17 protein-coding genes are annotated in these 19,436 nt (G+C 64.8%); 6 read left to right on the top strand and 11 right to left on the bottom strand.

The window, feature by feature from the left end; translation table 11 throughout:
* On the bottom strand, nt 1–158 hold a 158-nt coding region (locus ACN0V4_RS20775; RefSeq protein WP_417679709.1), incomplete at its 3' end, for a transposase.
* Nucleotides 159–742: 584 nt separating this feature from the next.
* Here ACN0V4_RS20775 and ACN0V4_RS20770 point away from each other — a divergent pair.
* The 3 genes from ACN0V4_RS20770 to eutC all read left to right on the top strand — a co-directional run bounded on the left by ACN0V4_RS20770 (nt 743) and on the right by eutC (nt 4,351).
* A complete protein-coding gene (locus ACN0V4_RS20770) occupies nt 743–1,912 on the top strand; it encodes an ABC transporter substrate-binding protein (RefSeq protein WP_417679705.1) in 1,170 nt (389 codons plus the stop codon).
* 250 nt (nt 1,913–2,162) lie between these two features.
* Entirely contained in the window at nt 2,163–3,560 is a 1,398-nt protein-coding gene (locus ACN0V4_RS20765) for an ethanolamine ammonia-lyase subunit EutB (RefSeq protein WP_417679703.1), read from the top strand.
* The gene (gene eutC, locus ACN0V4_RS20760) at nt 3,557–4,351 is read left to right on the top strand and encodes an ethanolamine ammonia-lyase subunit EutC (protein ID WP_417679701.1); all 795 of its coding nucleotides are present in this window, start codon (nt 3,557–3,559) and stop codon (nt 4,349–4,351) included. The genes ACN0V4_RS20765 and eutC overlap by 4 nt, the downstream gene beginning before the upstream one ends.
* A gap of 10 nt (nt 4,352–4,361) precedes the next feature.
* Here the strand turns inward: eutC and ACN0V4_RS20755 are convergent, their stop codons facing one another.
* Genes ACN0V4_RS20755 through hutG form a run of 3 tightly spaced genes read right to left on the bottom strand, consistent with a single transcriptional unit; the run spans nt 4,362 to nt 7,363 of the window.
* Nucleotides 4,362–5,111, bottom strand: coding sequence for an IclR family transcriptional regulator (locus ACN0V4_RS20755; protein WP_417679699.1), 750 nt, complete (start codon nt 5,109–5,111; stop codon nt 4,362–4,364).
* Between the two features lie 18 nt (nt 5,112–5,129).
* Entirely contained in the window at nt 5,130–6,548 is a 1,419-nt protein-coding gene (locus ACN0V4_RS20750) for a formimidoylglutamate deiminase (protein WP_417679697.1), read from the bottom strand.
* Nucleotides 6,549–6,559: 11 nt separating this feature from the next.
* Nucleotides 6,560–7,363 carry an N-formylglutamate deformylase gene (gene hutG, locus ACN0V4_RS20745; RefSeq protein WP_417679695.1) on the bottom strand — a complete coding sequence of 268 codons (804 nt, stop codon included), beginning with the start codon at nt 7,361–7,363 and terminating at the stop codon, nt 6,560–6,562.
* Between the two features lie 141 nt (nt 7,364–7,504).
* On the opposite strand from hutG, the gene ACN0V4_RS20740 reads away from it, so the two are divergent.
* Genes ACN0V4_RS20740 through ACN0V4_RS20730 form a run of 3 tightly spaced genes read left to right on the top strand, consistent with a single transcriptional unit; the run spans nt 7,505 to nt 11,192 of the window.
* On the top strand, nt 7,505–8,485 hold the full coding sequence (locus tag ACN0V4_RS20740; protein WP_417679693.1) for a TAXI family TRAP transporter solute-binding subunit: 981 nt from the start codon (nt 7,505–7,507) through the stop codon (nt 8,483–8,485).
* A complete protein-coding gene (locus tag ACN0V4_RS20735; protein ID WP_417679691.1) occupies nt 8,485–8,976 on the top strand; it encodes a DUF1850 domain-containing protein in 492 nt (163 codons plus the stop codon). The genes ACN0V4_RS20740 and ACN0V4_RS20735 overlap by 1 nt, the downstream gene beginning before the upstream one ends.
* Nucleotides 8,973–11,192 carry a TRAP transporter permease gene (locus ACN0V4_RS20730; protein WP_417679689.1) on the top strand — a complete coding sequence of 740 codons (2,220 nt, stop codon included), beginning with the start codon at nt 8,973–8,975 and terminating at the stop codon, nt 11,190–11,192. The genes ACN0V4_RS20735 and ACN0V4_RS20730 overlap by 4 nt, the downstream gene beginning before the upstream one ends.
* 359 nt (nt 11,193–11,551) lie before the next feature.
* On the opposite strand, the gene ACN0V4_RS20725 is transcribed toward ACN0V4_RS20730, so the two are convergent.
* The 7 genes from ACN0V4_RS20725 to ACN0V4_RS20695 all read right to left on the bottom strand — a co-directional run bounded on the left by ACN0V4_RS20725 (nt 11,552) and on the right by ACN0V4_RS20695 (nt 19,392).
* Complete coding sequence (locus ACN0V4_RS20725) at nt 11,552–13,150, bottom strand: acyl-CoA synthetase (protein WP_417679687.1); 1,599 nt, start codon at nt 13,148–13,150, stop codon at nt 11,552–11,554.
* Nucleotides 13,151–13,192: 42 nt separating this feature from the next.
* Entirely contained in the window at nt 13,193–14,500 is a 1,308-nt protein-coding gene (locus ACN0V4_RS20720) for a TRAP transporter large permease (protein ID WP_417679685.1), read from the bottom strand.
* Nucleotides 14,493–14,951, bottom strand: coding sequence for a TRAP transporter small permease (locus tag ACN0V4_RS20715; RefSeq protein ID WP_417679707.1), 459 nt, complete (start codon nt 14,949–14,951; stop codon nt 14,493–14,495). The genes ACN0V4_RS20720 and ACN0V4_RS20715 overlap by 8 nt, the downstream gene beginning before the upstream one ends.
* 149 nt (nt 14,952–15,100) lie before the next feature.
* Complete coding sequence (locus ACN0V4_RS20710; protein ID WP_417679683.1) at nt 15,101–16,240, bottom strand: C4-dicarboxylate TRAP transporter substrate-binding protein; 1,140 nt, start codon at nt 16,238–16,240, stop codon at nt 15,101–15,103.
* Between the two features lie 183 nt (nt 16,241–16,423).
* Nucleotides 16,424–17,209 (bottom strand): enoyl-CoA hydratase-related protein, encoded by a 786-nt coding sequence (locus ACN0V4_RS20705; RefSeq protein ID WP_417679681.1) that lies wholly within the window; start codon nt 17,207–17,209, stop codon nt 16,424–16,426.
* A gap of 28 nt (nt 17,210–17,237) precedes the next feature.
* The gene (locus tag ACN0V4_RS20700; RefSeq protein ID WP_417679679.1) at nt 17,238–18,116 is read right to left on the bottom strand and encodes a crotonase/enoyl-CoA hydratase family protein; all 879 of its coding nucleotides are present in this window, start codon (nt 18,114–18,116) and stop codon (nt 17,238–17,240) included.
* Nucleotide 18,117: 1 nt separating this feature from the next.
* A complete protein-coding gene (locus ACN0V4_RS20695) occupies nt 18,118–19,392 on the bottom strand; it encodes an acyl-CoA dehydrogenase family protein (RefSeq protein WP_417679677.1) in 1,275 nt (424 codons plus the stop codon).
* Nucleotides 19,393–19,436: the final 44 nt, after the last annotated feature.

Genomic DNA, 19,436 nt, shown 5'->3' with positions numbered 1-19,436 from the left:
GGCTCCTCTGCGGCGCGATCCTGCCTCACCCAGCGTGTCAGCGTTGAGAGGCCGATGCCGAGATCGTCGGCGACTTCACGTCGCGTGCGCCCGCTCGTCAGCGCCAGTCGCACCACTTCACGCCGAAATTCCGGCGTCGGTCGTTTCCCGTTGGACATAGAACACCTCCGGCTTCCTCTGTTGGTGCTCTCCACTTTTCCCGGGCAAGTCCAGATGGCCGGCCCGAGGCCCGCGCGGAGCATCCAGACAGTGCCGCCAGCAAGGCCGGGATCAACTTGGATTCACATCACCGAAACGGGCAGGGGGCCAGGTCATGATGCCCCCGGCACGCGGCCGTCATCGGATCGCGGGTTTGGCTTGACCCTGCCCGAGGCCTGCATCAGATGAAATTGCATATTTCACAGACATAATTTCTGCCCGTTATGTGGATGTCATCACATTTAATACGTTGACGTCAACAGAATTGTTGACAGGGCGCGGTTCAGGCGAAATCCTTGCAATTGGTGGAAGTCATCGTAACGCTCTCCCACCCGAACGGTTTGCGATATTTGCAGGCACAACAGACATGCTGACTCCGCTCTGCACGGCGGGCTCGGCCCCGTTGCGGTGCGTCTGGCTGCACGACGACCGTCAAGACGAGCCAAGGGGACTCCGGCGCCACAAGCGCGCCGGAGACAGATCAACTGTGAACGGTTTCTACGAACTTGGCTCAGCCAAAAACTCAGAACAACAGGAGGTATCAATGTTCAAGTTCAGTGCGGTGGTCGCCACCGGCCTCGTTCTTGCGTCCACTCTGGCCGCCGAGGCCGCCGATCCCGTCAAGGTCGGCATGGTCCTGACCCTCTCCGGCCCGCCGGCGGCGATCGGTCAGCAGATCCGCAACGGGTTCGAGCTGGCGCTCGACCAGATGGGCGGCCAGCTTGGCGGCCGGCCGGTCGAGCTGATCGTCCAGGACGACGAGCTGAAACCCGACGTCGCCGTCACCAAGGCCAATGCGCTGGTCGAGCGCGACAATGTCGATTTCGTCGTGGGGCCGGTGTTTTCCAACATCCTGCAGGCGATCATCAAGCCGATTACCAAATCCGGCACCATCCTGATCAGCCCCAACCCCGGCACCTCGGATTTCGCCGGCAAGGGCTGCAACCCGAACTTCTTCGTGGCCTCGATCCAGAACGATCAGGCGCCCAAGGCGCTCGGCGATTACGCCAATGCGCATGGGATCGACAAGATCGTGGCGATCACGCCCAACTATCAGGCCGGGCGCGACATGGTGAACGGTTTCAAGCGCTCCTATAAGGGCGAGCTGATCGACGAGATCTATGTACCGCTGAACCAGATGGATTTCTCGGCCGAGCTGACCCGGCTTGCGGTGCAGCAGGTGCCGGCGATCTTCACCTTCCTGCCCGGCGGCATGGGCATCAACTTCGTCAAGCAGTTCAATCAGGCCGGGCTGAGCGACAAGGTTGCCGTGCTGTCGATGTTCACCGCCGACGAGGTGACCTTGCCGGCGCAGAAAGAGGCCGCGCTTGGCATGCTGGGCGGCAGCCACTGGGCGCCGGATCTCGACAATGCCGAGAACAAGCAATTCGTCGACGCCTATATCAAGACCTTCGACGAGGTTCCGGGCACCTTCGCGGCAAATGCCTATGACATCGCCCATATGATCGACGCGGCGCTGAAACAAACCGGCGGTGATACCGCCGATCTCGACACCCTGCGCAAGGCGCTGGAGACCGTCGAATTCGACTCGGTGCGCGGCGCCTTCAAGTTCAACACCAATCACTATCCGATCCAGGACGTCATCGTCACCGGTGTCGGCCAGCGTGCGGACGGGCGGTTCCAGACGGAATACAAGGAAACGATCTATACCAATGATGCCGATCCCTATGCCGGCGAATGCGTCATGAAGTGAGGCCGAAGGCCTCGGCCTCTCGGAAAAATGACCATCGGGCGCGCCCTTTGCCGGGGCGCGTCGACCTCGTTTCCCGATCCGGACCGTAGCCGCAACCGGATGACGGGAGTGCCGGATTTTTGACCGCACCCGGCGCCGAATCTGCCGATAGCCCGGTCTGACGGCTTGATTATCCGGGCCCCGCGCGCATCAATCTTTTCCCGGCGGTGGTGATGTCCTAACTCGGCCAAATCGGTGGAAGGGAGAGCAGATGAGCGGATTTCGATACAGCATCGGGGGGGAAACCTTTCGGTTCGCCGATCTGAAGACGCTGCTGGCCTGTGCCACGCCGCTCAGATCCGGCGATCAGCTTGCCGGCCTCGCCGCCGAGACCGAGGTCGAGCGCATCGCCGCCCAGGCGACCTTGGCCGATCTGCCGCTCGGGGTCTTTCTGAGCGAAACCGTGGTGCCCTATGAGCTGGACGAGGTGACCCGGCTGATCCTCGACAGCCACGATGCCGCGGCCTTCGCCCCGGTGGCGCATATGACCCTGGGCGATCTGCGCGATTACCTGCTGTCGGACGCCGCCGACAGCGCCGCGCTGACGGCTCTGTCCCCCGGGCTGACGCCCGAGATGGTGGCGGCGCTGTCCAAGATCTGCCGGGTGCAGGATCTGATCCTGATCGCGCAGAAATGCCGGGTGGTGACCCGGTTCCGCAATACCATCGGATTGGAAAAGCGGCTGTCGACCCGGTTGCAGCCGAACCATCCGACCGATGACGCCCGCGGGGTCGCGGCCTCGATCTTCGACGGGCTGATGTATGGCTCGGGCGATGCGGTGATCGGGATCAACCCGGCCTCGGACAATGTCGCCACCATGATCGACCTGCTGCACATGCTCGACGCGGTGATCGCCGAAAACGAGATTCCGACGCAATCCTGCGTGCTGGCCCATGTCACCACCACCCTGCAGGCGATCGAGCAGGGGGCACCGGTGGATCTGACCTTCCAGTCGATCGCCGGAACCGAAGCCGCCAACCGATCCTTTGGCATATCGCTGGCGCTGCTGGCCGAGGCGCATCAGGCCACGCTGGCGCTGAACCGCGGCACGCTCGGGCAGAACGTGATGTATTTCGAGACCGGCCAGGGATCGGCGCTGTCGGCCGGCGCCCATCACGGCGTCGATCAGCAGACGCTCGAGGCGCGCGCCTATGGGGTGGCCCGGGCCTTTGATCCGCTGCTGGTCAATACGGTGGTGGGCTTCATCGGGCCGGAATACCTGTTCGACGGCCGGCAGATCATCCGCGCCGGGCTTGAGGATCACTTCTGCGGCAAGCTTCTGGGCGTGCCGATGGGCTGTGACATCTGTTACACCAATCACGCCGAGGCGGATCAGAACGACATGGACATCCTGCTGACCCTGCTGGGGGCGGCGGGGATCAATTTCATCATGGGGATCCCCGGATCGGACGATGTGATGCTGAACTATCAGACCACCTCCTTCCATGACGCGCTCTATGCCCGGCGGGTGCTGGGCCTGCGCCCGGCGCCCGAGTTCGAGGCCTGGCTCGACCGGATCGGCATCATGGCGGCGGACGGACAATTCGCGCCCAATCCGCTGCCGCCGGGGGATCTGTCGCACACCATGCTGAGGCTGGGCCGGGCATGAGCAAGACCGACCTCCCCGAAGATCGCAATTCCGACCAATGGGCCGGGCTCAGGCGGCTGACGCCAGCGCGGATCGCGCTGGGGCGCGCGGGTGTGTCGTTGACCACGGCGCGGAACCTGGAATTCCAGATCGCCCATGCGCAGGCGCGCACGGCGGTGCATTCGGCGCTGGAGATCGACCGGCTGCGCCAGGATCTGGGGGCGGAGGGGCAGGGGGCGCTGCTGGTCGGCAGCCGGGCGCCGGATCGCGCCACCTATCTGCAACGCCCGGATCTGGGCCGTCTGCTGGCGCCCGAGGCCTATGAGATGCTGCAATCGCACCGACCCGACCAGCAGCCGGATGTCGCCATCGTCCTGGCCGATGGGCTGTCGGCGCTGGCGACACAGACCTCGGCGCCCCCCTTTCTCGCGGCCTTGCGACCGCTTCTCTGCGCGGCAGGGCTGGAGCCCGCGCCCCTGGTGATCGCCACACAGGCGCGGGTCGCCATCGGGGATGAGATCGCCCAGGCGCTTGGCGCCCGGATGGTTTTGGTGCTGATCGGTGAACGACCGGGGCTGTCGGCCGCCGACAGCCTGGGGCTCTATCTGACCTGGGCGCCGCATGCCGGCAGCACCGATGCCGATCGCAATTGTATTTCCAACATCCGCCCCGGCGGTCTGGGGTTCGACGACGCGGCGCATCGGGCGATTTACCTGCTGCGCGAGGCGGCGCGGCTGAGGCTGTCCGGCGTCGGGCTGAAGGACCGGACCGAAACCATCGCCGCCACCCCGGCGCCCGAGGCCTTGAGCTGACCCCGAAGGCTCAGAGCATTTCCGAGATCTGCCGCGCCGTCTGGCGCACCTTGTCGATCAGATCATCGTCGGGGTTCAGCTGCAACTCGTGCCCCGAGAGGTTGATCGCGGCGACATAGGTGCCGTGGCGCGACACCAGCGGCGCCGCGATCGAATAGGTGCCGGTCGCCAGATGCGAGCGTTGCGCGACATAGCCGCGCCTGCGATCCTCGGCCAGCAGCGCCTTGAGGACGGGCAGGGAGGAGGGCGCCGAGGGCGTCATCGGGTTGAATTCATACCCGGCGAAGCGGCGGTCCAGTTCCGCTTCGCTCAGATCGCTCAGAAGCACCCGACCCATGGTGGTCGAGAAGGCCGGCAGGCGCGACCCCACCGGCACATTCGACACCATCGAACGATCCGACAGCGCCCGATAGACATAGATGATCTCGGTCCCGTCGAGGACCGAGACATGGACGGTAAAGCCGGTTTCGTTCCTGAGCTGATCCGCCAGGGGCCGCGCGATGTCATAGACATCGAGCGATTTGACAAAGCTATAGCCCAGATCCATCACCCGCGGCGCCAGCCGATAGCTGTTCTCGTGCCGCGCCAGATAACCTTCCTTCTCCAGCGTGATGACGAACCGATAGGCGGCCGAGCTGGTGACGCCGATGGCCTCGGCGATCTCGCTCAGCGTCATCTCCGGATGGCGGTGGTCGAAGCATTCGAGAATGCGCAGACCGCGCACCAGAGAGTTTGAGCGATACCCGGGATCCTTGCCCATTCAGCTTTTCTTGTCCTTTCAGATCGCGCGGTTGGCCAGCCGCTCTGCGACCCGCGCCATGGCTTCGGCATAGTCGCTGAGAATGCGCGCCTCTTCCGGATGCTGGCCGGCGGCGACGACCCGACGGCCGCGCACGCAGACGTCGCCGACGTGGAAGCCTCGGCCGGCGAAGACGTGGAAGTCAAGCGCCGCCTCGGCGTCAACCGGGGCCATGGCCCGGGGTTCGGGGCTGGTCAGTTCCACAAAACTGGCAGCACCGCCCACGATCAGGGCACCTTCGGGTTGGCCGGCGGCGCGCGCCCCGCCAAGCGCCGCGCGCGACCAGAGGTTCGCGGCCACATGCGGCTGACCCGGTGCGGCCAGCACGTTCCTTTGCCGGTCGCGCAGCCGCTGGCTGTATTCCAGTTGCTGCAGCTCGGTCGCGACGGAAACCGCGATGTTCGAGTCCGACCCGATGCCGAACTGCCCGCCCTGCGCCAGATAGTCCGTCGCGCGGAAGATGCCGTCGCCCAGATTGGCCTCGGTCATCGGGCAAAGCCCGACGGTGGCGCCCGAGGCGGCGATCTGCGTCACCTCGGCGTCGGTCAGATGGGTGGCGTGGATCAGACACCACCTGTCATCGACCGGGGCGATGTCGAACAGCTGTTCCACTGGGCGACGGCCGTTGTAGGCCAGCGAATCCTCGATCTCCTTCACCTGTTCGGCGACGTGGATATGCACCGGGCAGCCGGGCAGCAGATCGTCGCGCAGCGTCATCAGCGCGGTCATCTCGGCCTCGGTCACCGCGCGCAGCGAATGCGGCGCGATGCCCAGCCGGTGCCCCTTGGCCTCGGCCACCGGTTTCAGCTTGCGCAGCATATCGGCATAGCCGTCCAGATCCTGGATGAAGCGGCGCTGCCCGTCGGTCGGGGGCAGGCCGCCGAAGTTCGAATGGGCATAGAAGACCGGCAGATGGGTCAGGTTGATACCGGTCGCCTCTGCCGCCTCGAAGATCGCCAGCGACAGCTCCTCGCGCCGGGGATAGGGGGTGCCGTCCAGATCGTTGTGGACATAGTGGAATTCCACGATGCCGGTATAGCCGCCCTTCAGCAGGTCGAGGTAGAGCCGCGCCGCGATCGCCTGCATGTCCTCGGGCGTGAGCGTGAGGGCGAAGAAATACATGATGTCGCGCCAGGACCAGAAGCTGTCCACCGGGTTGCGGCGCACCTCGGACAGGCCGGCCATCGCGTATTGGAAGGCATGGCTGTGCAGGTCGGTGATACCCGGCACCACCGGGTTGTCATAGACCGGAAAGCCCTGCGGATTGTCGTCCTCGACAAGCGCGGCGATGGTGCCATCGGCGGCAAAGCTGGCCGAGAGATTGCGCCGCCAGCCTTCCGGGGTCAGCGCCAGACGGAAATGCGCGCCGCTCAGCGCGCCTTGGGGCAGAATGGTCATTTTCGTTTCCCTTACTGCGGGCGATAGGCGGCCATCACCGCCACCAGCGCGCTCAGCGCCTGTTTCAGCCGGTCGGCCTTTTCCGGGACATAGGTCCAGGGGCTTTGTTCCAGCATGTAACTGTCCTGCGTGATCTCGATCTGCAGGGCGTGCACGTTCTGGTCAGGCTGGCCATAGTGACGGGTGATGAAGCCCCCCTTGAACCGGCCATCGCGCACCGTGTTGAACCCGCTGGCCTTGAGCGCCTCGAAGGCCGCGTCGCTCAGATCCTGCGCGGCGCTGGCGCCGGAGTTGGTGCCAAGGTTCAGGTCGGGCAGGCGGCCGTCGAACAGACGCGGGACATGGCTGCGGATCGAGTGGACATCAAGCAGCAAGCAATAGCCATGAGCGGCGCGCAATCGCGAAATTTCCGCCGCCAGCGCCGCGTGATAGGGCAACCAGACCTCGTCGATGCGGGCCTTGCGGTCGGCCTCGTCGGGTTCCTGACCGGAGAGGTAGAGCGGGTTGCCGTCGAAGTCGATGGTCGAGATCAGCCCGGTGGTCGCCCCGGCATAAAGCGGCAGGTCATCCGCCGGCCGGTTCAAGTCGACGACATAGCGCGACGGCTTGGCGCAGATCAGGCTGGCGCCCTCGGGCAGAATATCCCGGGCGATCCGGTCCATGTGCCAATCGGTGTCGCAGAGGTCCAGCGCTTCGGACCGCAGCCGGGCACGGAGCGTGTCGGGCAGGAGGGTGCCGGCGTGAGGGACGTTCAGCAGCAGCGGCGTGGAGCCGCAAGTTTGGTCGAAGAGGGGAATATTGCTGAAATTTCCCATAGACAGTCCTTTCGTATTTGAAAACCAATATTGACATGTGAAAACTAACCGTCAAGATCGTTTCATCCGACCCTCTGCTCGGCCAGGCCCTTCGGGTCCGGCCGGGCCGGGGGCGATAACCTTGGAACAAGGAGTAGGACCATGACCCTTTCTCGGCGCCATTTCCTGGGCACCACCGCGGCGGCAACGCTGGCGGGGATCGTCTCAGCGCCCGCTTTCGCGGCCAGCCGCACCTTTTTCGGCATCGCCACCGGCGGTACCGGCGGCACCTATTATCCGTTGGGCGGCATGCTGGCCCAGCTGATCTCGAACACCGCTGAGCTGCCCGACACCAAGATTTCGGCCACCGCCGAAACCGGCAACGCCTCGGTCGCCAACGCCCAGCTCCTGGGCCGGGGTGAGATCGAATCGGCCTTCGTCGCCGCCGACATCCTGGACGCCGCCTATCGTGGCGCGAACCAGTTCGACGGCGCCGCGCTGACCAACCTGCGCGCCATCGGGGCGCTTTACCCCGAGACCGTGCAACTGGTCGTCCGTGCCGACAGCGGCATCAAGGAATTCACCGACCTCAAGGGCAAGTCGATCTCGTCCGGCGCACCGGGTTCCGGCCAGTGGCAACTGCTGGGCGATCTGCTGACCGCCTATGGCATGAGCCGTGAAGACGTGTCCGAGGATTACTCCTCCTTCGCGCAATCGGTCGACAAGATCAAAGACGGCAACCTCGACGCCTCGCTGATCACCGCCGGCCTGCCGACCTCCTCGGTGATCGACCTGGCCAACGGCCACGACATCGCCATCGTGCCGCTGCACGGCCCGGCGATCGCCAAGCTGCAGGAAGCACAGCCCTATTACGCCACCGCGGTGATCCCGGCGGGCAGCTACAAGGGCGTCGACGCCGATGTGGACACCCTGGCCGTCCGCGCCATCTGGGCGACCCATGCCGAAGTGCCGGATGATCTGATCTATGCGGTGACCAAGGCGCTTTACGAAAACACCGAGACGCTCGGCAAGGTGCACCCGATGGGCAAGCGCATCTCGCTGGAAACCGCGCTGGAAAGCGTGTCGATCCCGGTGCATCCGGGCGCCGAGAAATACTATGCCGAAAAGGGCATTTCCAAGTAATGGCCCTTCGCAGGCAACTGCGTCTGGGCGGGATGGCGGCCCTGGCCGCTGTCCCGCTCCTCGCCTCTCCGGTCCGCGCCGGGGAGGTATGGCTCTGCCTGACCGAGACCCGCGGCGACGGCCATGAGGTCGCCCGCCTGCCGGCCGGCCCCGACGGTGCCTTTTCGCTCAGCTTCATCCATTCGGTATCGCGCACCCCGGTGACGGATACCTATCACGTCGTCGACGGTCAGATCATCCAGACCTCCGAAGTGTTCCAAGCCCATGGGGCCGGGCTGCCCTCGATCGCCAATGACATGGAGGCGACGGGCTGGCGTCATGAGAACGGAAAGTTCATCATAGAGCTTGACCGCCCCACCGGACCGATCCCGCTGCGCATCCAGGCGCAGTTCAAGAACGCGCTGCATACTGCCAATACAGACTTGCCCTTGGCGAGCTTGGGTTATAACGCCCTGACCCTTGCCCCCTGTGACGAGGAGAGACCCTATTGACCGATACCCCCCCGCATGGCCACACCGCCGCCCAGCCTGACCATGAATATTCCGCCGACGAACTAGAGGCGCTGGTCCGGGAATACGACTCAGAGTCGAATTTCCGCCGACTGGTCGGGCCGACGGCGATCTTCGTCACCATCGCCTCGGTTGCACTGTCCCTGTTTCACGTCTACACGGCCGGCTTCGGCCTGCTGAACGAGGTGATGCACCGCACCATCCACCTGACCTTTGTGATGGGGCTGATCTTCCTGGTCTTTCCGCGCAAGCGGGCGCATCCGACGCCGCGGCTCTGGGCCGACTCGCTGATCTTCGCGGCCTTCTATCTCTATATCCTCTATGATCTCTATCAGGCGTTGACGCCCAGCGGGCTGAGGACCGGCTTCACCGTGGTGATGCTGATCCTGATCGCGCTGACCCTGCCGCTCAACCGCAAGGGCGCCGATCCCGAGAAAGTGGCGCTGCGCGACTGGATCTTCGCCGCCTTCGGCGCCGGCTTCTCGGCCTATCTGGCGATCTTCTTCAAACATATCTTCATCGACAACGTCGGCAGCCCGCCTGAGCCGGTCTATATGATGGGCTTCGTCGCCATCATCATGACGCTTGAGGCGACCCGGCGCACCATGGGGTCGACGCTCGCCTATATCGGCATCGCCTGTCTGCTCTATGCGCTGGCGGGGCCCTATCTGCCGGGCATCCTGGCGCACCGCGGCTATTCGATCACCCGCATCGTCAACCACCTGTTCGTCGGCACAGAAGGCATCTATGGCGTCGCCGTGGGCGTGGTCGCCACCTATGTGTTCCACTTCGTGCTGTTCGGCATCCTCGCGCAGATGAGCGGCCTGGGTCAGCTCTTCATCGACCTGGCGACCATCATCGCCGGCCGCGCCTCGGGCGGGTCGGCCAAGGTCTCGGTGGTCTCCTCCGGCTTCTTCGGGATGATCTCCGGGTCTCCCATCGCCAATACGGTGACGACGGGCGCCTTCACCATTCCGATGATGAAGAAAGCCGGGTTTTCCGGGCGCTTCGCCGGCGCGGTCGAGGCCTCGGCCTCCTGCGGTGGGCAGGTGACGCCGCCAATCATGGGCGCCTCGGCCTTCGTGATGTCGGAAATGCTGGGCATCCCCTATAACGAGCTGATCCTGATCGCCGTCGTGCCGGCCGCCTTCCACTATATCGCCATCCTGCTGATGGTGCATCTGGAGGCCAAGCGGCTGGGGCTGAAGGGTCTGTCCAAGGACAAGATCCCGCAGTTCCGCGCAGTGCTGGCAAAATCCTGGCACCTGTTCATCCCGCTGGGCGTCATGGTGGCCATGCTGCTGATGCAGTATACCCCCTTCCTCGCCGCCTTCTGGGGCATCATCCTGACGATCGTGTTTTCCTATATTCCGCTGGTGATGCGCGCCTTCGGGAATACCAGCATGGACACGTCGACCGTGCTGACGCCGCCGCGTCTGGTGCGCGGGTTCGAGGATGGCGCGAAATTCGCGCTGGCCATCGGCGCCGCCTGTGCCTGCGTCGGCTTCCTGCTGGGGATGACCACGCTGACCGGTCTGGGCTTCAAGTTCTCGGCCGCGGTGGTACAACTGGCGCATGACGTCGCCACCTTCGTCGTGGCGATGGATTTCACCGGCATGCTGTCGGAAAACGGCATGGCGCTGTTCTTCGGGCTGGTCTTCGTCGCCATCGCCTGCATCGTGATGGGGGCGGGCATCCCGACCACGCCGACCTATATCATCCTGGCCTCGATCGCGGCGCCGGCGTTGATGGAGTTCGGCGTGCCGTTGATCGCCACCCACTTCTTCGTCTTCTACTTCGGGGTGCTGGCCGATGTGACGCCACCGGTGGCGCTGGCCGCCTATGCGGCCGCCGGTCTGGCCCGCAGCGAACCGATGTCGACGGGAACGACCGCTTTCCGGCTGTCGATGGGCAAGGCGCTGGTGCCGTTCATGTTCGTCTATGCGCCGAGCCTGCTGTTCGTCGATTTCACGCCCGTCCAATTCGTCACCGCGCTGCTGTCGGGGCTGTTGGGCGTTCTGGCGCTGTCCTCGGCCTATATCGGCTGGTTCCGGCGTGATCTGGTGCTGTGGCACAAGATCGCGCTGACGGTGGGCGGGTTGTTCCTGATCTCGACCAACTGGATCGCCATCACCATCGGCGCGCTGCTGGTGCTGGCGGTGCTGGCCCAACCGGTGCCCCGCGCGACCCCGGCCTGAGCCTGAGGGAAGGGAAGTCAAAATGGCCCGTCGGTGATACCGGCGGGCCATTCTTTTGCCCGGCGGGCGGCTCAGGTTGTCCGGCCCCAACCGGGACGGATGTTGCATAATCCATGTTATGTAATTTTTTTAGATCATGAACAGGCACGTGGTCCACTTCGGCAAGACCCGCGGCCACGACGCCCCGAGGCACAGCCTTCCCTGAACGGCATGCCTATCACTGGCCGCGCCTGTGCCGTCCCGTCCCCGTGGCGGAACGGCTGAACGGTGCGCTCTGCGAAGGGAACCCAAGGTGCGGGCGCTAAGGCAGCGCCCGCGAGATCCCCGGCGGACGGATCCGCCGGGAAGTCCAGCCCCTGTCAGGCGTCGAAGATCGTCTCGAACTCCAGCCGCAATTCGCGCTTCAGGATCTTGCCGCTGGCGTTCTTCGGCAGCGCGCTCCGGATCGACACATGCTTGGGCGACTTGAAGTGGCTGAGGGTCTCGCGGCAATAGGCGTCGATCTCCTCCACCGTCAGGATTTCACCATCCTTCGGCACCACCACCGCGGTCACCGCCTCGATCCACTTGGGATGGGGCACGCCGAAAACCGCGACCTCGACGATCTTGGGATGGCGGAAGATCGCCTCTTCAACCTCGCGGCTGGCGACATTCTCGCCGCCGCTCTTGATCATGTCCTTCTTGCGATCGACCACATAGAGATAGCCGTCCTCGTCGAACCGGCCCAGATCACCGCTGTGGAACCAGCCGCCCTTGAAGGCCTCGGCGGTCTTTTCCGGGTCGTTGTAATAGCCGAGGATCAGGTGCGGGCTGCGGTGCACGATCTCGCCGACCTCACCGACCGGAACCGGGTTGCCCTCGTCATCGACCACGCGGGTTTCCACGTTGATCCCCGGACGCCCGGCCGAGCCGAGCTTGGTCAACTGTTCCTCGGGGCGCAGGATGGTGGCGCAGGGTGCCATCTCGGTCTGACCGTAGAAGTTGTAAAGCCGCATGTTCGGCAGCCGCGCCGACAGCTCTTCGATCACCGCGGTCGGCATGATCGAGGCACCGTAATAGCCCTGTTCCAGGCTGCTCAGATCGCGGGTGTCGAAATCAGGATGCCGCAGCAGGGCGATCCAGACGGTGGGCGGGCAGAACAGCTTGTTGACCTTCTCCCGCTCGATGGTTTCCAGCATGGCGGCCGGATCGGCGCCATCGTGCAGGATGCTGGTGGCGCCCAGATAAAGATCAATGGTCAGGAAGCAATCGAGCTGGGCACAGTGGAACAGCGGCAGGCAATGCAGTTCGATCGCATCCGCCCGCATCTCCCCATCGGTGATGACCGTGACATATTGGGCATAGAGCGCGCCCGAGGTCAGCATCGCCCCCTTGGGCCGCGATTCCGTGCCGCTGGTGTACATCATCTGGATCGGATCATCGGGACCGACATCGACCCAGGGTTCCGAGGCATCGGGATGATCGAACAAGGGCTCGATCGGTGCCCAGAGATCGGAGACCCCGACACCGGCATGGGCGATCGAGAACAGCAGGTCCGGCCCGCCCTCCATCATCGACAGCGCGGCCTCGGCGGTGTCGCACAGCGAATCCTGGCAGATCAGCCCGCGGGCGCCGGAATGTTCGAGGATATAGGCGACGTCCTCGGCGTTCAGCATGAAGTTGACCGGGGTGGTCACCGCCCCGATCCGCGCCAACGCGAAACGCAGGATCACAAAGGCGCGGCTGTTGCGCGACAGCAGCGCGATCCGCTCGCCCTTGGCGATGCCACAGGCGGCCAGGGCGTTGGCGGTGCGGTTCACCACCTCGTCCAGCTCGCGGAAGGTGTCGCGGTGGTCGCGGAACACCAGGGCCAGCTTGTTCGGCGTCCGCGCGGCGCTGCGTCTGAGCAGATCGCCAAGCTGCTGACCCCGGGCCCGACGGATGCCCGCCGCGAGATCTTCATTGATGTGTGTGGTCATAGTCTCCTCCAGTCCCATGGACTCCTCCGTCCTGTGGGCATCTCAACCAAAATGCGTCGGCAGGTACAAGATCAGCTGCGGCACCGCCGACAACAGGATCAGCACCATCAGGTCCATCAGGATGAACCAGAGCACCCCGCGGAAAATGGCGCTGGTCGTCACCAGATCGCCCACGACGCCCTTGATCACGAAGACGTTCATGCCGATCGGCGGGGTGATCATGCCGATTTCCAGAAGCTTGGTCAGCACCACGCCGAACCACAGCAGGCTCCAGCCGGCCTCGCCCACCACCGGCAGGATGATCGGCAGGGTCAGCAGCATCGAGCCGATCGGCTCAAGGAACATGCCCAGCACCAGATAGACCAGGATGATGCCCGCCAGCAGGATCACCGGATTGGCGCCCAGGGCGATGATCGCCTCGGACATGTAATCGCCCGCCCCCGACAGCACGAGGAACCGCGTCAAAAGGCTGGCTCCCACCGCGATGATGATCAGCGAGGCGGTCGTGGTCATGGTCTCGCGCGCCGCCTGCATGAACCGCTCCAACGTCATCTCGCCTCGCAGCGTCGCGACGATACAGGCGAGGAAGGCGCCGATGGCACCGGCCTCGGTGGGGGTGAAGATACCAGAGAACAACCCGCCGAAGATGCCGATCATGACCAGCAGGATCGGCCAGGTGTCCTTCAGTGCACGAATCTTTTCGGCCATCGGAACCGGCTCATCCCGCAGCGGCGCCAGATCAGGGTTCAGCTTGACCCGGATCAGCACCACGGCGACGTAGCCCAGGGCGGTCAGGATGCCAGCGGAAATCCCGCCGAGGAAAAGCTGCGCCACAGAAACCTGGGCGATGACACCGTAAAGGATCAGGATGATCGACGGCGGGATCATCGCGCCAATGGTGCCGGCCACCGCCACGGTGCCGGTGGCAAGTTCCGGGTGGTACTTGTGTTTCATCATCTCGGGCACTGCAATCCGCCCCATTGCCGCCGAACAGGCCAAGGACGACCCGGAGACGGCAGCGAAACCGGCCGATCCGAAGATCGCCGCGATGGCAAGCCCGCCGGGCAGCACCGACATCCAGGCGCGTGCCGCGCGGAACAGGCCGCTGGTCAGATTGGTGTGAAAGCTGATGAAGCCCAGGAACAGGAACATCGGGATCGAACTGAGCACCCAGTTGGCGGCGAATTGATAGGGGATCACCCCGATCGAGCCCCAGGCGACATTCCAGCTTTTCAGCATCCAGAGCCCGACGAAAGAGACGGCGATCAGGGCGACGCCGATCTGCATTCGGGCCGCAATCAACACGAAGAGGACGCCGAGGCCGGTCAGGCCGATGGCCACATCACTCATGAAGCATCTCCAGATCGTCGAATTGAGGGGGCAGACCGTTGCGCGTCCCGAACACGTCGACGACCAGCTTGTAGACCGCGACCAGCGTGAACAGCCCGGCCCCGACCGGCACCGCCCAATAGCTCTGCCAGACCGGGATCATGTCAGAGCCCTGCTCGATGGCGGCGCCGATCTTGGTCTTGGACATGGCGATCTCGAAGCCGCGCCAGGCGAGCAGCATGAACACCCCAGCCGTGAGCACGTAGGACAGCCACCGGAGCACCCGCTGCACCACCGGCGGCAGCATCTCGGCGACGACCTCGACGGTGATATGGGCGTTCTGCTTCTCGGCCACCCCGAGGGCGACGAAGGTGACGATGATCATGTAATAATGGGCGACGATGGTCAGCGTGCCCGGCAACGGCTTGTTCAGGAGGTACCTGGACGTGACGTCCGCCGTAACATGCAACATCATCAACACGATGCAGATCGTGCTGATGAAGGATGCAGCGCTGACCAGACCCGAGAGAGCCTTGCCAATAGGTATCATGTGTTAAAAACCTGTCTGGGTTCGCATGAACGACGCGCGGAGGGTCACCCCCCACGCGTCGCGCCGATGAATCACATTCCGTAGGAATCGACGTCGATCTTGGAATAGATCTCGGTCCAGTAGAGATCGGCGAGCTGATCGACGTTCTCCACGCCTTCGATCAGCTTGGTCCAGCGGGCCGCCAATTCGCGCATGCCGGCGATCGCCTGATCGCCGATCTCAACCCCGAACTTCTCACGATAGCTTTTGACGATGGCGTTCAGGTCTTCCTCGATGAACTTCTGGTTCATCGCCACCAGCTCGGGAGAGGCCGGCGCCACCTCGATGCCGCGCGTCCGGGAATCGGTCATCCCCTTGTTCGCCTCGTCGAAATAGACCCAGGTCATTTCCGCCGCGAGCCGGGCGTTGGATTTCATCAGCGCGGCCTTGTCGGCGCTGCTCAGCCCCTGCCAGCGGTCGAGGTTCATCATCGTCGGCACGGTGAACTGGCCGCCGGGAATGCCGGTATAGACATATTTCACCACGTCGATGAACGAAAAGTTCACCAGCTCGGCCGGGTTGCTGGCGGTGCAATCCAGAACGCCCTGGCTCAGCGCCTCGAAGGTCTCGTTGATCGAGATCGAGACCGGCACCGCGCCCATCGCCTGCGCCCAGCGGGCCCAATAGGCGCCACCGGCGCGAATGCGCTTGCCCTTCAGCTCTGCGGGCGAGGTCACCGGGACGACGCATTGCAGCGCATAGGAGGTCGTCGAGCCCGCGCCCATATAGACCTGGTTCTGCGCCGCGACCTCCTTCTGGCAGGCCGGGCAATTCAGCAGCACGTATTCCGACACCGCGCCCGCGAAGGCCAGCGAGCTGCGCTCGCCCGACAGCCCATCAAGCTCCATCAGCGTCGAGAATTCCGAGATCATGTTCAGCGTCGGAAATTCGGCCGAGAAATAGGGGGTCAGGATGGTGGACAGGTCGGCAAGGCCGTCGCGCAGCCCGGCGTTGCTTTCCGCAAAGCTCAACAGGCTCAGCGGATAGACCTTCATCGTCAGATCGCCGCCGGAATTCGCCTCGACCGATTTAGCGTAATTCTCAAGGGCCCCGGTCGGGCCCGAGTTCGGCGGCCAGCCACCGGCATAGCTCAGTTGGTCCGCGGCATGGGCCGACGCCGCCATGGCGATCATCGCTCCACCGGCCAGAAGGGCGCGCATGGTATGGGTCATTCTGTTTCTCCTCCAGGTTGGTCCAGCATTCGCTGGCAATTGGCCCGATCTCTCTTCGGTCCGCTTCGGCTCCTCCTGCCGGGGCGGTCTTCAGGTGGCGGATCAGGCTGGCGTAACTGCTTTTTGTCGAAGTGGGTCTGTCTCCTTCTCAAACTCTCGGCGGCGCTGATGCGGCAAGGACCGTCAGCCGCGCCCGCCAAAATTCGGCGCCCGCTTTTCGCGAAAGGCGGTGACGCCCTCGGCAAAATCGGGATGTTCGCCCGCCTCGCGCTGAAGTCTCCGCTCGGTTCTCAGCGCAGTCAGGAAATCGTCATCCGCTGCGGCCCAGCAGGATTTGCGGATCAGCGCCAGCGCGTGGGATGGCCCCTTGGCCAGCCGCCTCGCGATCTCCATCGCGGTATTCTCGACCGCCTCGTCCTCGACGACGCGGGTGATCAGACCCCAGTCCAGCGCCTGCGGCGCCGGCAGTTTCTCGGCCAGCAGCATCATCTCCATCGCCCGGACACGCCCCACCGCCCGGGTCAAGAGCCAGGTCGCGCCGCCATCAGGCACCAAGCCGATCCGCGCGAAGGCCTCGAGGAAATAGGCGGACTGGCCGGCCACGATGACATCGGCCGAGAGCGCGATCGAGGCGCCCACCCCGGCGGCCGCGCCACGCACGGCCGAGATCAGCGGCACCGGCAGATCGCGGATGGTCTCCATCAGCGGATTGTATTCCTCTTCCAGCGTCGCGCCGACATCGAAGCCCTCCAGGCTCTCGGGGATGGCGCTGGCCAGGTTCGCCCCGGTCGAAAACGCCCGCGCGCTGCCGGCCAGCACGATCGCCCGCGCCCTCTGCGGCTCCTGCTTCAAGAGCCGCCGCAGCTCTGCGGCCATGTCGCCGGTCAGCGCGTTCATCGTCGTGGGATCGTTGAAGCGGATGACCGACACCGGCCCGTTTCGGTCGACAACTATGGTTGGTTCGCTCACGCCGTCTTCTCCTTTGCGTGTTTACCGGTCAGGCCCACTCGGGCTCGCTCCACCAGGGAAAGAACCCCGGCATGTCGGCGCTGACCCGATCAGGGAACCGCGCCGGCCGCTTTTCCAGGAAACTGGCGACCCCCTCGGCCGCGTCGCCCGAGGCGCTGCGGGCGGCGATGGCCCAGCTTTCGACCTGATGCGCCGCCATCGGGTGGTCGAGCCCCAGCCCGCGCCACAGCATCTGGCGGGTCAGCGCCACCGACACCGGCGCGGCGGAGGTGGCGATTTCCTCGGCCAGCGCCCGGGCCGCGGGCAGCAGATCGTCAGGCGCGTGCAGCGACCGCACCAGCCGGCCGGCCAAGGCCTCCTCGGCACCGAAGACCCGGCCGGTCATCGTCCATTCCAGCGCTTGCGAGATGCCGACGATCCGCGGCAGGAACCAGGAGGACGAGGCTTCTGGCACAATGCCGCGCCGGGCGAAGACAAAGCCGAATTTCGCGGTTTCCGAGGCCAGGCGGAAATCCATCGCCAGTTGCATCGTCGCGCCGACGCCGACGGCCGGACCGTTCACCGCCGCGATCACCGGCTTGAGGCACTGGAAGATGCGCAGCGTCAGCAGCCCGCCGATATCGCGGTTGCCGGGATCGGACCAGATCGCCGGATCGGTCGCCTTCGGATCGACCTTGGCCGTGGTGAAAGCGTCGGATCTGTCCAGATCGACGCCGGCACAAAAGGCCCGCCCCGCCCCGGTGACGATCACCGCGCGCACCGCGTCGTCGGCATCCGCCGCGTCGAAGGCGGCGATCAGCGCCTGTGTCATCCCGGAGGAGAAGGCGTTCAGGCGATCCGGACGGTTCAGCGTGATGGTCATCACGCCACCGCTCACCTCGGTCGCGATGGTCTCATAGGTCGGCATGTCAGTGCCCTTCTTTCGATGCGGAGATATGCGGCGGGACGAAATGCGCCAGATTGCGGCCGGTCGCGGCCTTGGCCTTCTTCAGCTCCTCGCGGGCGATGACCTTCAGGTGCACCTCGTCCGGGCCATCGAGGAAGCGCATCGCGCGGCCCCAGGTCCAGAGATAGCTGAGCGGCGTGTCCGGGGTGATGCCGGCGGCGCCGAAGACCTGGATCGCGCGGTCGACCACCTGGGTCTGCAACCGCGCCGCCGTCACCTTGATCGCCGAGACATCGACCCGCGCCGCCTTGGCGCCGTCACGGTCCATCTTCCAGGCGGTCTGCAGCATCAACAGCCGCGCCGCGTCGATCTCCATCCGCGATTGCGCGATCCAGTCCTGGATATTGGCGTTATCCGCCAGCGCCTTGCCGAAGGTGCGCCGCTCCAACGCGCGTTCGCACATCAGTTCAAGCGCCAGTTCACATTGCCCGATGGTGCGCATGCAGTGATGGATCCGCCCCGGCCCGAGCCGCGCCTGCGCCAGCATGAAACCGTCACCCTCCTGCCCCAGCATGGCGTCGAGCGGCACGCGCACGTCGCGAAAGACGACCTCGCAATGCCCCTCGGGCGCGTGGTGGTGCATGATCGGAACGTCGCGCACCACCTCAAAGCCCGGGGTGTCCATCGGCACCAGGATAAAGGAATGCTCGTGATGCGGATCGGCCTCGGGCGAGGGGTCCGAGACCCCGAAGACGATGGCCAGCCGGGCGTGCGGATGCTTGGCCCCGGTCGAGAACCACTTGCGCCCGTTGATGACATATTCGTCGCCCTCGCGCCGGATCGTCGTTGCCAGGTTGGTCAGATCGGAGGAGGCCGCGTCAGGCTCGGTCAGGCCCACGAACGACCGGATTTCCCCGGTCAGCAAGGGCTCCAGCCAGCGTTTCTTCTGTTCAGGCGTGCCGAAGCGCTTGAGGATCTCCATATTGCCGGTGTCGGGCGCGTTGCAGTTGAACACCTCCGGGCTCCAGGGCACGCGCCCCATCGCCTCGGCCAGTGGCGCATATTCCAGATTGCTCAGCCGGGTGCCCGGATCGCTCTCCTCCAGCTCGGGCATGAAGAGGTTCCACAGACCGGCCTCAAAAGCCTTGGCCTTCAGCGGCTCGACCACCTCGAGCGGATAGATCCCCTGCCCCGCCAGCTCGTGAAACCGCCGATTGGCCGGCAGCACGTGATCCTGCATGAAGGCCTGAAGCCGGGCCAGCATCTCCCGGGTATAGGGGGAATATTCGAAATCCATCAGTCGATCCTCGCGAATTGGGGGGTCTTGTCGGTTTCCAGCAC

This window comes from Pseudodonghicola sp. (assembly GCF_048268305.1).
In the GTDB taxonomy this organism is placed as follows: domain Bacteria; phylum Pseudomonadota; class Alphaproteobacteria; order Rhodobacterales; family Rhodobacteraceae; genus Pseudodonghicola.
This window is presented reverse-complemented; position numbering and strand designations above follow the sequence as displayed.

Excerpts from the sequence above, each read along its gene's own strand:
- ACN0V4_RS20740 (WP_417679693.1), top strand. The coding sequence starts at position 7,505 with ATGACCCTTTCTCGGCGCCATTTCCTGGGCACCACCGCGGCGGCAACG.
- ACN0V4_RS20765 (WP_417679703.1), top strand. The coding sequence starts at position 2,163 with ATGAGCGGATTTCGATACAGCATCGGGGGGGAAACCTTTCGGTTCGCC.
- ACN0V4_RS20700 (WP_417679679.1), bottom strand. The coding sequence starts at position 18,116 with ATGCCGACCTATGAGACCATCGCGACCGAGGTGAGCGGTGGCGTGATG.
- eutC (WP_417679701.1), top strand. The coding sequence starts at position 3,557 with ATGAGCAAGACCGACCTCCCCGAAGATCGCAATTCCGACCAATGGGCC.
- ACN0V4_RS20725 (WP_417679687.1), bottom strand. The coding sequence starts at position 13,150 with ATGACCACACACATCAATGAAGATCTCGCGGCGGGCATCCGTCGGGCC.
- ACN0V4_RS20735 (WP_417679691.1), top strand. The coding sequence starts at position 8,485 with ATGGCCCTTCGCAGGCAACTGCGTCTGGGCGGGATGGCGGCCCTGGCC.
- ACN0V4_RS20695 (WP_417679677.1), bottom strand. The coding sequence starts at position 19,392 with ATGGATTTCGAATATTCCCCCTATACCCGGGAGATGCTGGCCCGGCTT.
- ACN0V4_RS20770 (WP_417679705.1), top strand. The coding sequence starts at position 743 with ATGTTCAAGTTCAGTGCGGTGGTCGCCACCGGCCTCGTTCTTGCGTCC.
- ACN0V4_RS20715 (WP_417679707.1), bottom strand. The coding sequence starts at position 14,951 with ATGTTGCATGTTACGGCGGACGTCACGTCCAGGTACCTCCTGAACAAG.
- ACN0V4_RS20750 (WP_417679697.1), bottom strand. The coding sequence starts at position 6,548 with ATGACCATTCTGCCCCAAGGCGCGCTGAGCGGCGCGCATTTCCGTCTG.
- ACN0V4_RS20720 (WP_417679685.1), bottom strand. The coding sequence starts at position 14,500 with ATGAGTGATGTGGCCATCGGCCTGACCGGCCTCGGCGTCCTCTTCGTG.
- hutG (WP_417679695.1), bottom strand. The coding sequence starts at position 7,363 with ATGGGAAATTTCAGCAATATTCCCCTCTTCGACCAAACTTGCGGCTCC.
- ACN0V4_RS20755 (WP_417679699.1), bottom strand. The coding sequence starts at position 5,111 with ATGGGCAAGGATCCCGGGTATCGCTCAAACTCTCTGGTGCGCGGTCTG.
- ACN0V4_RS20710 (WP_417679683.1), bottom strand. The coding sequence starts at position 16,240 with ATGACCCATACCATGCGCGCCCTTCTGGCCGGTGGAGCGATGATCGCC.